Below are 14940 nucleotides of genomic sequence, written 5' to 3' on the forward strand. Positions count from 1 at the left end.
CTAAGCAGACGCTTAACAAGCCATTTGACAGATATGTCTTCGATCGAATACAGAAGCCTGAGCGGACAATCTCCGCAAACCGATTTCCGCACTGCGGTCCTTCGGGGTCTTGCGCCGGACAAGAGCCTGTATTTTCCGACTGAAATACCTAAAATCAGTGCGGATTTCTGGAAGGCATTACCAGGATTAAGCCCTGTCGAAATAGGCCTGGAACTCATGGCACCCCTGGTGGCCGGATCGCTGGAGAATTCGGCATTACAGCAAATTCTAAACGATACACTCAGCTTTGATTTCCCCCTGGTGGCTGTTGGGGAACATTGCTATTCCCTGGAACTATTTCACGGTCCCACTATGGCATTCAAAGATGTAGGGGCCCGATTTATGGCGGGATGTCTGGAGGAATTCAATCGGGGAGCGCAAAAGAAAACCACCGTTTTGGTAGCGACCAGCGGCGATACCGGAGGTGCGGTGGCCCGTGGATTTTTGGGTGTGGAAGGTGTGGAAGTAGTGATCCTTTATCCCAGGGATAAGGTGAGTGACATCCAGGAACGCCAATTAACCACCCTTGGGAAAAATATCAAGGCGCTACGGGTCGAAGGGGATTTTGATGCCTGCCAGCATATGGTAAAAGAAGTCTTTCTGGATCCTGAGCTTTCTGCTCTTACACTGACCTCGGCCAACAGTATCAATGTGGCCCGTTGGATGCCACAGCTCTTGTATTATGTACTTGCCTATCGCTCCTATCTCAAAATGTATAATAAGAGCCAGGCGAACTCCCGTAATGAGCTGCCTGAGCCAGTATTTTCTGTGCCCAGCGGAAACTTCGGAAACATTTGCGCAGGAATCCTCGCCCATAAAATGGGACTTCCGGCAGCACATTTTGTCGCCGCAACGAACAGCAACGATACGGTTCCCCGCTATCTGGCTACCGGGAAATATGTCCCGCATAAAACCCAACCGACTATTTCGAATGCCATGGACGTCAGCGACCCGAGTAATTGGGTTCGGATTAACGAATTATTCCATGGAGATTTGGAAGCGGTTCGGGAAAAAATATCGGCCTTCCGGTTTACCGATGCGCAGACACGCCAGGCCATGCAGGAGGTTGCCAAGGCAAGCGGCTATATCTGTGACCCACACGGGGCAGTCGGGTTCCTTGGGTTACAGGCTGCCCTAAAGGCCAAAGAAATTACTTTAACTGCAAGCACTCCGGGTATTTTCCTGGAAACGGCCCATCCCATTAAATTCAGACCTGAGGTCGAAAAAACCCTCGGAATCAACCTTGAAATCCCTCCGCAGATCAGTGCAGTAATGAAGGGAAAGAAAGAATTTGACAGTATCGATACCTATGGGCAATTACGGGAATTCTTGCTGACTTCCTCCTGATTCCATTACCCCATTTCGCCTTCCCGAAACGAAGTATTTTCAATACCTTTGGACGATAAAATTTTGGTCCATGAAAGAAACTGCCTTAACCGCTGTACATCAGTCACTTGGCGCAAAAATGGTTCCCTTTGCCGGCTATTTAATGCCGGTTTCCTACGCCGGGGTAAATGCCGAACACGAGTGTGTTCGCAAGGGTGTTGGGGTCTTTGACGTAAGCCATATGGGGGAATTCCTGGTAGAGGGTCCCAATGCACTTGACCTGGTTCAGAAAGCTTGTTCCAATGATGCCTCTAAACTGGTTATCGGGAAAGCGCAGTATAGTTGCATGCCTAATGCCGGAGGCGGAATTGTCGACGACCTGATTGTCTATCGGGTAAAAGAGGATACCTATATGCTCGTAGTCAATGCGGCCAATATTCAGAAAGACTGGGATCATATCTCTGAAATCAATGAACACGTTGGGGCGGAGCTTCGGAATATTTCTGATGATTACTCCCTACTGGCCATTCAGGGACCTAAGGCTGCAGAAGCCATGCAGTCGCTAACTTCAGTTGATTTAACGGCTATCCCCTTTTACAGTTTTGAGGTCGCTGACTTTGCGGATATCCCTTACGTGATTATTTCTGCAACGGGATATACCGGATCGGGAGGATTTGAAATATACTGCAAGAATTCCGAGGTGGAGCAGATTTGGAACAAGGTTATGGAAGCAGGAGCAACATACGATATTCAACCAATAGGGCTGGCAGCCCGGGATACGCTCCGATTGGAAATGGGATACTGCCTCTACGGCAACGATATTGACGACACTACCAGTCCCTTAGAAGCAGGACTGGGGTGGATCACCAAATTTACCAAAGACTTCACCGGTAAAACCTGGCTCGAAACACAGAAGGAGATGGGGATTAGCCGCAAATTGGTAGGATTTGAACTGCTGGAGCGGGGAATTCCAAGAAAGGACTATATCATTGCCGATGAAGAGGGGCTTGGCATCGGGCAGGTAACCTCCGGAACCATGGCACCCAGCCTGGGCAAAGGAATCGGCATGGGATATGTTCCGGTAGCCTTTTCGGAACCAGGGACCGAGATCTTTGTACAAATTAGAAAAAACCTGCTACGCGCTGTAGTTGTCAAACCACCTTTTTATAAAGGGTAATCCTTGGAGAAAAAACGCATACTTATTTTTGGTGGCACTGGATTTCTGGGTCAGGCACTCTATAAGGAACTAGGACCCTATTTTGACACCTACGCCACCTATTGCAATGCGCGCAGGGCCTTTGAAGGAAATGGACAATTCGTCCATTACGACATGCTGGAAGACGACAGTTATGCCCTCCTGGAGGAAATTAAACCGCATGTAATTATTTCGGCGCTTCGCGGAGACTTTGGGGCACAGATCCAGGCACACACCCATATGGTAGAATACCTGGGCCGACACCCGGGACAGCTGATTTTTCTTTCTTCTGCCAATGTCTTTGACGCCTACAGTAAATATCCCTCATACGAATACGACAAAACCCTGTCGGAGAGTATCTATGGGCGCCTTAAAATCCGCATTGAAAACATGCTCCTTAGACTACCACAGTCCCGCATGTTGCTGGTACGGCTCCCGATGGTATTCGGAAACACTTCCCCCCGGGTCAAAGAAATAGAACAGGCTTTGCAAAACCGCGAGGCCATTGAAGTATTTCCGAACCTGGTTATGAATGTTACTTGCGACGACAAGCTCAGTCAGCAAATTCATTATATGATCAATCGCAGCCTGAGTGGCATTTACCACCTGGGCTCACGCGACCTGGTCCACCACGAAGATTTTATTAAGGAGGTTTGCCATCAATTAGGCACTACCTTACCTTTACTAAAACGGGTATATACTACGAACGAAGAGCGCTATCTGGCTGTTTTGCCAAAGCACCGGTTACTTCCGAAAAACCTGCAGTTCGTTTGTCAGGATGTTATTGACCTGATGATTCCCAGGAAATAGCGATAGCGCACATTTTACTGCTTTCAATCTCGTACATTTAAAGAAAAAGACATGTCTGACTTTAAAGACTTGAAAGCGCTGTATATCAATTGCACCTTGAAGCCTTCTCCACAACAGAGCCATACCGAGGGCTTAATGGAGGTTAGTAAATATATCATGAGGTCCGAAGGGGTTGAAATTGATTCTTTCCGTGCTGTAGATCATGTGATCGCTCCGGGGGTCTACCCTGATATGACAGCTCATGGCGCTACTGAAGACGCCTGGCCAGAACTCTTTGAGCGGGTAATGGCAGCTGACATTCTTATCCTGGGATCGCCTATCTGGCTCGGCGAACGCTCTTCTATATGTACCCGTGTCATTGAACGCCTGTATGCCATGTCTGGTAAAGTCAATGAAAAAGGACAATACTTGTTTTACGGTAAAGTTGGGGGAACGATTATAACGGGTAATGAGGATGGGGTAAAACACTGCGCGATGGGAATTTTGTATGCCCTGCAACACATTGGCTATAGCATTCCTCCACAAGCCGATAGCGGTTGGTTAGGCGAAATAGGACCGGGGCCGAGTTACCTGGATCCTGAATCTAAGGCTAAGGATAATGAATTTACCAATCGCAATACCACCTTCATGACCTACAACCTATTGCATCTGGCTAATATTTTAAAGGGTTCAGGAGGGTATCCAAATAAGGGTAACTCACGGGAGGAATGGGAAAATGGCAATCGATGGGCTTTTGAGAATCCGGAGTACCGAAGTGGAAGTTAGCCCCCGCGAAAAAATATCTTTTCCATAGCAAGTATGATACCTTTAAACTCATGTTTGATTTGTATTTTCGTCCAAAAGGAGATATCGTATGGAAGCTCTTACAATTAATGAGATCACAGATAAACTCAAAGATCTTTCGGGTTGGGAATTTCAGGACAATGCCCTGACCACAACCCTGGAATTCCAGGATTTTCGGGAAGCTTTTACCCTGATGACGCGTATAGCGTTTGAATGTGAAGCACAGAACCACCATCCGAACTGGACTAACGTTTATAATCAATTGGAAATCCGCCTCAATACCCACGACGCGGGTGGCGTTACGGAGAAAGACTTTAAACTTGCCGCAACCATAGAGGCCCTGATCCATACGTCTTAGTGGATTTTCTATTTTTGTGCATCCTCAAAAATTAAAACATGGGAAGAGCATTTGAATTCCGCAAGGCTCGGAAAATGAAACGGTGGGCGGCCATGTCCAAAGCCTTCACCCGAGTAGGTAAAGACATTGTAATGGCTGTAAAGGAAGGAGGGCCGGATCCGGACCACAACTCCCGCCTGCGCGCCGTAATACAGAATGCCAAGTCCTTGAATATGCCCAAGGACAACATTGAACGGGCGATTAAACGGGCTTCTGACAAATCCCAGGGAGATTTTAAGGAAGTGCTTTTTGAGGGGTATGCCCCTCACGGTATTGCCATACTGATAGAAACGGCTACGGACAATAATACGCGGACCGTTGCTAACATCCGATCTTATTTCAATAAATGCGACGGAAGTCTGGGAACCTCAGGTTCTGTTGAATTTATGTTCGATCACACCTGTAATTTCTGCGTGAATCCGGAAGGAATTGACCCGGAGGAATTGGAACTTGAATTCATAGACTTTGGGGCCGAGGAAGTCTTCGAAGACGAAGATGGCTTGCATATCTATGCACCTTTCGAGTCTTTCGGTGCTATCCAGAAAGAATTGGAATCCCGGGAAATTGAAATCCGCTCCTCTGGTTTTGATCGTATCCCGCAGGTAAGTAAAGCCCTGGGGGAGGAAGAGGCTGCTGATGTTGAAAAATTATTGGAACTCATCGAAGAGGACGACGATGTCCAGAATGTTTTTCACAATATGGAGGAATAATCCTGTCTTAAGTCAGCGATACCGCTTGAATAATGAAAACATAAAAAAAGCCCCTGCGATCGCAGGGGCTTTTTTGTTCAGCTAGTACAAGCATTGCGCTACGGCGCAGGGGTTGGCTCCTCCCCTGCCGTATTGAAGTTTGCAGTTAGTATCGAAAAGTCTACAAAGGTAACACTGCCCGATCCATTAAAATCTGCACCGGCGATGTACCCAGTATCTGCACTGGTGAGATTGAATGTACTCGCCAATATAGAAAAGTCTATAAACGTTACCAGGTTGTCACCATTGGCATCACCCATGGGTAATTCACCCATGGCAGCAGTACCTCCAGTGGCATCCACGACTACCGTTTCAACAGCCTGGAGTGAATTCGGATACTTCACGGCTACCTCGTAGGTGCCAGGTGCAATTCCCGGAATACTCATATTACCGGAAGCATCTGCCGTACCTACCAAATCATAGATGAGGGCACCATTCTGATAGAGCTTCACCGTATAATCCCCACTATGATCGGTACGGGATTGCAAGGTAGCGCTGACATTTAACGAAGTGTCCACAAAATTCGGATCGTAGAGCACCGTTACAATGTTCGACGTCTGGCTGGTTGGCCAATCCGGCAAATAGGCAATCTCCGAAGTCACGGCTACAAAATGGTTGAGTCCACCATCAGGCGTAGCCCCGCCTCCCGGAGTTACCAACATAGTTATCGGAATATCCAGGGTTCCTCCAGCAGGGATTTGACCTGCGTAAAGGGTTTTACCGGACATTGCCTCATTGGCATAATACGTCTCGTCAGGAACGTTAAACGGTGGATCCCCAGAAGCGATATACAATCTGGAATCCATTTGCAACAGGGAAACGAAGTCTCCGGGCGATCCTGTAACCTGAACTACCTGATTCAGATCGTTGACTATGGCCGGGCCAACACCAACCCCTACCATCGAAATGCTTGGGGTAGCTGGCGCCGCAGCCTCTGCAATCATTTGTCCGCCTCCAAGACTACCGTCCTCATAGATTTTACCAACCAGAACAGAACTATCACTGTAGGTTATGGTAATGGTTGCACCGATCAATTCATAACCCGATACTGCACCAGCAGCGCCTGCACCGGCAACCCCCTGGATACTATTCGGATCGACATCGACCGTAAACTGGAATTCTTCTCCCGGGTCAAATTCGGTAAAGTCCAGACTTATGATATCGAAACCTCCGTTTCTGGGTTGGCTGAACGGATCAACGCAAGGATCCGTAGGAACGGTAAATCCTGTAGCGACAGAACCAAGATTTGCTGTCAGACAGCTTGCAGTTGCATCTCCCCCTGCCCCTACCGGGTCAAAGACCATATCCGGAAGGATTCCAGTACTCAGGTCAATGGTTACATTAGTGATTTGCAGTCCGCCGGTGGCCGTATTGGTAATCTGGAAACTATTGTTGCTATACGTGCTGGCGCCCAAGTCTCCATCGGGTGTGATTTCTACAATAGCGGCAGGTGCAACAACGGCATCCGGATCGTATTCCAAGACAATTACATTTGAAGCCAGGCTATTTCCTCCGCCAGGTTCAGTAGTTACCGCAATGAAATGGTTCAGGCCTCCATCAGGAGTACCAGGAGCCCCAGGCGTCTGAGTGAGCACCACAGGTACTTGTGCGGTCCCCGTACCGTCCAGAACCGCAGTATATAACTGCTTGGTCATGGCCTCATTGGCCTCAAAGAGGTCTAAATCATAACCTACGGTAGGATTCCCCGGATCAATGTACAAACGACCGTCCACGCGGAGCAGACTCACAGTCTCTCCTGGGTTACCGGTTACAGTAACCAGTTGGTTTGCGTCAGTTACCAAACGGTTGGCAGTAGAACCGTCGATCTGTATCGCAGGTACAGCCAGCATTTGTGAAGCCTGATTGATCAGGACGTCGGAACCTCCAACAGAACCCTCGTCGTATAAGCTCGAAGTATAGGTAACCCCACTGGCAAAAGTTATGGTAACTGTAGCCCCGATAAGTTCAAATCCGGAGATCGAACCGGCATCCCCGGTGCTCAGATCGCCCTTAATACTGGTTGGATCCATATCCACCCCAAAGGCAAATGCTTCGCCCGGATCAAAGTTGGTGAACTCCAGGGTCATCTGATCGTATCCTTCGTCGTTGTCGACCCCGTTATGTGGAACATCAAATACGCTCTCACAATCATCGAAGTCCGATCCGCCATCGGCAGGTACCGTAATACCCACATCTCCAACGGAATTAGAACCTTCGGTCAGGCATTTCGCGCCGTTATCTCCAGCGGTTCCCACCGGATCAAAGACAACATCCATCATATACCCTGTGAGGGTATTTATCGTAACCTGGGTTATGCGATCATCCCCGGTATTCTGGATCAGGAAGGAGTTATTCCCAAAAGTAGATGATCCCAGACCTGCCCCGGCGGTAACCTGGACAAAAGCCTCTGGGTTTCCTACCGGTACCTGGGTAACATTCCAGACGAAACTCACTTCGCTGCTCAAGGCAGGATCACAGTTATCCGTAACGGTGACCGTGATATCGTAAGGACTGTCTGCAGAAGCACCCGGTGCCCCGATTGGATTCTGGGCAGATTCGGCCAAATTCAGGTTTTTGCCAAAGTTGGCATTGTACTGCGATTCCAGGGTCAATACCATCCTATCGATCACGTGATTGCTGGATCGGGCAGAAACCAGAATATTATAGGTTCCGGCCTCATCGAAGCGAACAAATATGGGATGTCCGTCATTGTCACTGGTAAATGTAGACCAGCCCCAGTTAACCCCCTGGCTCGCATAAATCTTGAACCAGCCGCCAGAGCCCGCACCATTGGGCGCTGACCCGGTACAGTCGTTTTCCGCGGAGTTAAATCCTTTTGGACAAACCGTACTGCCGGTTTTCTGACCGTAGAAAGCATCGCCTTCGATCTTTAACCAGGTATCATTGTGTTCCGTTCCGGAATTCCCAAGACCAACCTGGTTGTGCCATTGGAAACGATACACCCCGGGTGTGGTAATTTGTACCGGATAAGTAAGCAGCCCATTACCCGGACTACCCAGGAATTGGCCACCTTCCCAAACGATAAAGTCATCCCCGGCTGCTGTACCCGGACTATTAATATCAGGAGCTGTGGTATTCGAAGCGTTTTTCCAGTTTCCGCCTATAGCCCCGTTATTTTCCATCTCTATAACCACCAGGCCATTGTCTTCGATAAATGCTCCTGGTGTTCCTGATCCCGTTCCGGCATCCAAGGTACCGCTAATCAATCCGGTGGCCGGATCAATGCTCAGCGAAGGCGGCAGACCAGTTGCTTCATACAAAAGCTCCCCACAGTCTTCGTCATCTGAAGCGAGAATCTGCAGGTTAACGAGATCGCCATCTACACCCTGTTGGGCGCCTGGATTGGTTACCAGTGGCGCAAAATTCCCAGAGCCTCCGCCTACAGTAGCAATTTGAATTCCCTTAAGGGCAGGATTCTCCGTTACGTGGAGGAAAACCAGATCTACTGTTCCATCTGAAATAAAGCTGTAGCTTAAGGCAAAAGCGCCTTTTGGCCCGGTAGTCCCGTACGGATCGATATCATCGAATACAGGAGGAATAACCCCGTCTACCGACACGTCAAAGACGCGTTCTCCCGCAGCCGTGATTCCGCCAAACAATTCAGCAAACAACAGCGTAACCTCGACCTCGGTCCCAGCTGCAACCGGGAACGCCCAGGTCATTTCTGACTGTGTTGGGGTATCGGCGGGATCCCATCTTTCCGTATTGAATACAGCGGATGGGGCTCCTGGAATCGAAGCCAGCGATGGATCGGTCATGATAATGGGTCCGGCATGGGCACTTCCGGCATCGCCAGTATAGGTCCCATTGCTAGGGGTACCCCCTACCAGATATTGTGAGTTACCAGCAGCTCCGAAGACACCGGTATCGGCACTCCAATCCGGTGTAGAGGCATCTGCAGCGGCTATAGCCGGACCTCCGGCATTAACGCGATACAGGATTGTGGGCTCCACGGCCCCGGACAGTAAGCCAACCTGAAGGAAGCTACCATCTCCATACACCAGGGTCATGGTGGCAGATTCGTCTACCGCCGCCCCAACGTGCTCAATTTCCAGATCAAAACTTCCGCCTACGGGTATAAAGTGGAAACCACTGCTAGCCACCACAAAACTTCCGGAATTGGTCCCGGAGAATTGGATATCGGAGAGAATGACCCCGGTATTTCCACCGGTATGGTTTATTGGTATAGTCGCAGTCCCTCCCAGAGGTACATTCAAGGAATTCCCCGCGCTTAGCTGACCTGCAGTCAGGGCTGTACCCGAAGGATTGTCTGTTCCGTAGAACTCCATATTCTTCATGGTTCCTCCTCCTCCCTGGGAGCTGGAACCAGCGGCGACATGGATTCCGTTTCCGGAGACAATGGCCTGGGTTCCGTGTCTTTCGGTAATCAGATCGGCACGTGGGGTCCAGATTCCTGAGCTAGGATTAAAGGACTCCGTGGTCTTGACCGCATCGTTAACCGGAGTACCACTCAAATCAGAAGCAATCTCACCCCCAATAACGTACAATTCATTTTGGAAGACGCCAACCGAGGCAGCAGCCCGCGGTGTTGGCAGATTCTGCCCTGCGGGTAAGGTAGACCAGGTGCCTGAGGTAAAGTCAAAAACATCTACCTCGGCAATCAATGGCTCAAAAACCCCTCCGTCACCACCGGAAAGTCTTCCTCCGGCAACATAGAGCTTGTCTCCAATTACACCGGCATGGAAGTGGTCCCGAGCCCTGGGAGCGTCCGGAAGTTGGGTCCAGACTCCCGTTGCGGGATCGAACTGGTCGAACCATTCGATATAACCACCATTGTGGCCAATAGTATTTCCGCCGACAACATAGAATTTGTCGTCATAGACCACCAATCCGGCTGAACCGCGTTTGCGACCGGCAGGAACCGCAGGTCCCTGAATCCAGGTGTCCGTGGCCGGGTTGTAAGCCCAGACAAAATCGGCAGGGGTTTCATTTGGGAAACCATTGTCCTTAAAGGCACCTATAATCCAGATAAGTCCTCCATATTCAACGGCCTGGAAGTGGTTAAATGCTGCGGGAGCATTCGCCAGCCCCTGAGTCCAGGTTTTAGTTTGATAGTCATAAACATCGAGGGTTTGCGAATTTTCCCGCCCACCGAAGAGATAAAACTTATCCCCTGCCTGAACGAAGGAGCATTCATGCCGGGCAGTGTAATTCTCGTCATCGGTCTGATCGGTCCATTCCAGAGAAGCGGGCGGATCTGCAGGGAGTATTTCGATCCCCTTGATGGCGGGATTCTGGATCTCCATGATAAAGTCGATATCGAGGTTCCCATCGGTAACTTCCACCAGGAATGATTCAACGGCAGCCGTAGCCCAACCATAGACTTCGGTCTGGTCGTGGTTATCGAGGACCAAAGCCCCTTCGATCACCACATCAAATTCCCGAATATCGGCAGCCTGAGCTCCGGTCCATACTTCAGCGAATAGGAGATTCACTGTATAGAATCCGTTAGCCACAGGGAAGTCCCATTGCATGTTATCGGGTACAGCCAGCGTATTGTAGCGCTCAACCAGGAAAATATCATTGGGATACCCCGTTGTATTCGTAAAAGCACCTGGTTGCACCACCCCGAAGGTGATGTCTTCAGCAGCTGTATTTACATAAGGCGACGGCGTTCCAAGCACTGCAGTGCCATTTGCTGTTCCCGCTGCCTGATCTGCCGCCCAGGGCGTGGGATCGGCATCGGTGCTTGCTGTAGAAGCACCTCCTGCATTCACACGATATAAGGCAGTTCCTGAGACACTCGGATCCAACACCGTCCAAGTGAAGTTGGTGTTAACTGGGGTACTTCCCGGTTTGGTTACCGTGATGGTAACCGCGTAAGGGCTGGAAGCAGCGGCACCGGCAGAAATTGTACCATTGATGTTTCCAGTGGTAGGTTCCAGGACTAATCCGGGAGGAAGTCCGGTTTGTGCATAGCCAAAGTTTTCACCAGGATCTCCCCCGGAAGCATTGATAATATCCACATTAACCAGATCACCCTCAAAACTGGATTGATTGGCTATCGGATCTACAGCCAGCGGCGCGGTAGCCCCGCCAACGGTGAGGATTTCGATTCCATTAACCAATGGATTCTCCACCACGTGCTCAAAGAGGATATTCAATGTACCATCGCTCAGGGTTACATTGTATTCCAACATTCCTCCTGTCTGATGTCCGAAGGTGGGGATCAAATCGAGGTCGTTCTGGACCAAAGCCCCTTCGATGCTGATGTCAAAAACCCGTTGGCCTGCAGCCGATGTTCCGCCGAACCCATTCCCCATATAAAGGCGAACAATATAGTCCTGATTGGGAAGGGTAATGGACCATTCCATTTCCGGATTGGCTCCGGGGTCCCAGCGTTCATTAGCGAAAATTGCCTGGGGCACATACGCCGGAACAGAAGCATCCCGCCCGGTGATGTTGTGGGTAGAGTGGTTACCGGTATTTACCGACCAGGCAAATCCGTTAGAGGTGCCGTTTTGTGCGCCTGTTGCCGTAACGCCCACCCAATCCGGGTTGGGGGCATCTGTTGCTGAAATCGTAGCACCATTGGCCCGAATTCGCACGACTGGGATTGGTTCGTCGGATACGGTCACCACAAAGGTTTGTTCGATAAACAAGCCAGATCCATCAGTTGCCCGGACCACTATGGTGGAGGAAGCCTCTGATCCTGGAAATACCAGATCCAGTGAATTATTATTAACTGTTGCCCCTATCGAAGGATTGGAGTTGCTTTGGACGGTATAGGTAAGATTGGCGTCTCCTCCGTCATCGGCAAAGTACTCATCCAGGTTGAAGCTGGTAGGGGAAGCGCCGACTAAGACAGAAACATCCGGAATCGCCTGCTGAACTGTGGGCTGACTCGCCTGAACATAGAGGTAATCCCAGGTGCCTTCCACTTCGGTCCCGGGTGTATTCGAAGAACCGATTAGTCCTACGGCTAAAGGGGTATTGGTATTCTGGATAGCTGCAAGTATACTTCCCTGCGCGGTGAAAGTTGTCAGGGTCTGCATGGTTCCTCCGTCTATCTTATACTGCAGGCTTACCTCGCCGGACGTAGGAGTGACAACAAAAAAGAGAACAATATCGTTCGTAGGCCTATTCCCTGTGGAAATGGCCAAATCTACCGGAGTTCCAGGGGAATCCCCGACCTCTTGTAAGCCCTGTAAGCCATTTTGGTTCAGGACAAACTTGATATAGTTGCTCTGGGTTCCGTCCCCGATGAATAAGCCTATCTCTCCATTAGCCGGAGCAGAGGTTCCGTAGAGCTGCAAGGGATCTGTAAAGTTGAAGAGCCGGCCTTCTACGGTAAAACTGCTCAGGCTTTGGTCAACATTTACGCCATACTGGAAGGCTTTTTCCTGGGTATTGGCTCCACCCAAGGCAGTACCTTCAGTCATTTGCATGGTCATGGCCCCTACGGCACCCCCGAGAATATCGTTTGGATTAGGACCCCCGCCAATGACATCGAGCCATTCGAGATAGTTGGGGTTTACCGCACCATTATTCATAAGCCCGGTAAATCCAAGACCCAGATATCCCTGTAAATCCAGGTTATCCGAAAGCAGGTCGTTTAAAACCGGAAGATCAAAGGCATCGGATCCGGAATCCAACGGATCCCCGAGTTGCAAGGGGTCATTGGCATCCAGGATACCATCATTATCATCGTCTTCGTCGTTCAAATCCGAAACCAATGGACTGCCACCGGCAGCCTTGTCAAAATCATTGGGTTGAGATCCACCATTACATTGATCGGTTCCATTGTCGATTTCGTCCTGGTTAGTATACCCGTCCCCATCGATATCTCCGTTGGGATCCCAGCTGGGGTCCGCAGGATCAATACATACAATAGAAGGTTTGGGCTCCAGAATCACAATGTTGGTATTGAAAGTGGCTACCCAAATGGTTCCCGGGAAAGGATCTGAATCACTGTTACAGGTAATCCCGAGGGCGTTCCCTCCTAAACCGGAAATAAAATTTTGCGATAGGTTTTGCAGACTCCCATCGGGATTCAACTGCACGCGGTGGAGATTTCCACCACCATTTCTTCCGGCGATCAGATCGCCTTGCATACTTTCAGTTCCCGTAAATATGGTCGAGGTATACTCGTCAATCCCATTACTGTTGTTCTGCCAGGTGGTTACCAGTACATCGTTGGGACCATCTGGATTGTTTACCGTAGGTCCTCTCCAGTCGCCTTCATCCGGATTTGCCAACGAAGGGGGTACTGGAGGCCAGTTGGCCGGAAGTCCTATAGATGGATCATTGGTGTATCCTGCGGCGACCCCGCCCCGGGTGCCGTCCGGGTCGTAAATCAGCGTTCGGAACACAGCCGTAGCCGGATTATAAGAGTTCTCTTCGGGATTGGTAAAAAGCCCGGCACCCGTTGGGTTTGCACGAACAGGAGTGGGATGCCCCCCGTAAAAGCTACCAGGTACATAGGTTTGAATATTGTCCGTGGCCATGGTCAGGTGATCCTGATTGTCGACCTGTTCGCCTCCTGTGGCTGAACTACTACCTGGTTCCCCAGGCAAATAATTGTTCGTGACCAGGGAATTCCCCATCCCATCTTTTAGGCCCTCGTTCTCCGGTAAACCTCCCCAACCTCCGTTGGCTCCATTATCGGTTACAAAGAGTTTTCCATCCTCGGTGATTACTAAATCGTAAGTGTTGCGGTACCCGGGTGAATAGATTTGTACCGGACCTCCAAGGACGATCATGGCCTGGTTCAACCCATCATTTCCTCCCCAGGGATCTCCAACGTCGATTCCGTTATAACCGGCAACGTCGGGATCCGTAATCCCGTTCACATTCGGGCGCGTAGGATCATCAAGGGTTGGAATGTCATAGATGTAATCGCGAACACCATCATTCAAAATGGACATTCCCTCCAGCATGGTCAGGTTTACCGATAATACCGCAGCGGACAGCGCATATTCTGTAGTCCAGGCGAAGTTATCGGAAGGTGCCCCGGCATTGGCATGCCCTCCGGAGGAGACAATCAAAAAGTCTACCCCTCCGATTGTGGCAAATTCCAAACCATTGGTCGCGTGGTTCTCTTCAGATCGCGGTAATCCCCGCACAATATCAACCACATCCCAGCTCACACCATTCCAGGTTAATCGGGTAATTACCCCACTGTTGGTGTCCAGATCCTTGTCTCCACTGGGGCCCCCAACACGTGAATCACTGGAGGTTACATAAATAATCGGATTTGTTGGCGTACCGGCCATAGTCAGACCAGTTGCCTCCCGGTTATTTCCACTGGTGGAACTTCCATCGTCATTATGGTTGGGGATATCCTTGACAAACGAGAGTTCCTCAGAAGCGATTACTTCATAGTCGTCCGCGCCAACCTGTTGAATAGTAAAAATGTCAATTGTACCATTCAGATTTAGTACATACAGCCTTCCATCAGGTCCGAACATGAGGGAAGTAGCATTATTGACTCCTCCATTACCATTAAAGTTGAGGGTGCTCTGTCCAAAAGCTTGCGCTTCAAGGGTTTGCATACCCCCCAGCAGGCCAAAAAACAGGCCTGCCAATAGTACAAAGAAAGTGCTGGGGAAGCGTCGCTTCCGCGTTGTGGGTGGGGTGTAAAGATTCATAAAAGAAGT

The 14940-nt window shown here is 49.9% G+C and carries 7 protein-coding genes; 6 read left to right on the top strand and 1 reads right to left on the bottom strand.

From position 1 onward, the window contains the following. The first annotated feature begins 42 nt into the window (after positions 1–42). The 6 genes from thrC to BM318_RS10820 all read left to right on the top strand — a co-directional run bounded on the left by thrC (position 43) and on the right by BM318_RS10820 (position 5260). On the top strand, positions 43–1386 hold the full coding sequence (gene thrC / locus BM318_RS10795; RefSeq protein WP_092983501.1) for a threonine synthase: 1344 nt from the start codon (positions 43–45) through the stop codon (positions 1384–1386). Between the two features lie 70 nt (positions 1387–1456). Further along, on the top strand, positions 1457–2542 hold the full coding sequence (gene gcvT, locus BM318_RS10800) for a glycine cleavage system aminomethyltransferase GcvT (RefSeq protein WP_092982618.1): 1086 nt from the start codon (positions 1457–1459) through the stop codon (positions 2540–2542). Between the two features lie 3 nt (positions 2543–2545). Continuing rightward, complete coding sequence (locus tag BM318_RS10805) at positions 2546–3370, top strand: sugar nucleotide-binding protein (RefSeq protein ID WP_092982619.1); 825 nt, start codon at positions 2546–2548, stop codon at positions 3368–3370. Positions 3371–3421: 51 nt separating this feature from the next. Next, positions 3422–4135, top strand: a complete 714-nt coding sequence (locus BM318_RS10810; protein WP_092982620.1) for a flavodoxin family protein — start codon at positions 3422–3424, stop codon at positions 4133–4135. An 88-nt stretch (positions 4136–4223) separates the two neighbouring features. After that, positions 4224–4511 (top strand): 4a-hydroxytetrahydrobiopterin dehydratase, encoded by a 288-nt coding sequence (locus BM318_RS10815; protein WP_092982621.1) that lies wholly within the window; start codon positions 4224–4226, stop codon positions 4509–4511. A 38-nt stretch (positions 4512–4549) separates the two neighbouring features. Continuing rightward, a complete protein-coding gene (locus BM318_RS10820) occupies positions 4550–5260 on the top strand; it encodes a YebC/PmpR family DNA-binding transcriptional regulator (RefSeq protein WP_092982622.1) in 711 nt (236 codons plus the stop codon). 98 nt (positions 5261–5358) lie between these two features. Here BM318_RS10820 and BM318_RS10825 read toward each other — a convergent pair whose 3' ends face one another. After that, entirely contained in the window at positions 5359–14931 is a 9573-nt protein-coding gene (locus BM318_RS10825; RefSeq protein WP_245759811.1) for a malectin domain-containing carbohydrate-binding protein, read from the bottom strand. Positions 14932–14940 lie beyond the last annotated feature (9 nt).

The sequence above is a fragment of the Robiginitalea myxolifaciens genome (assembly GCF_900115205.1).
GTDB lineage: Bacteria > Bacteroidota > Bacteroidia > Flavobacteriales > Flavobacteriaceae > Robiginitalea > Robiginitalea myxolifaciens.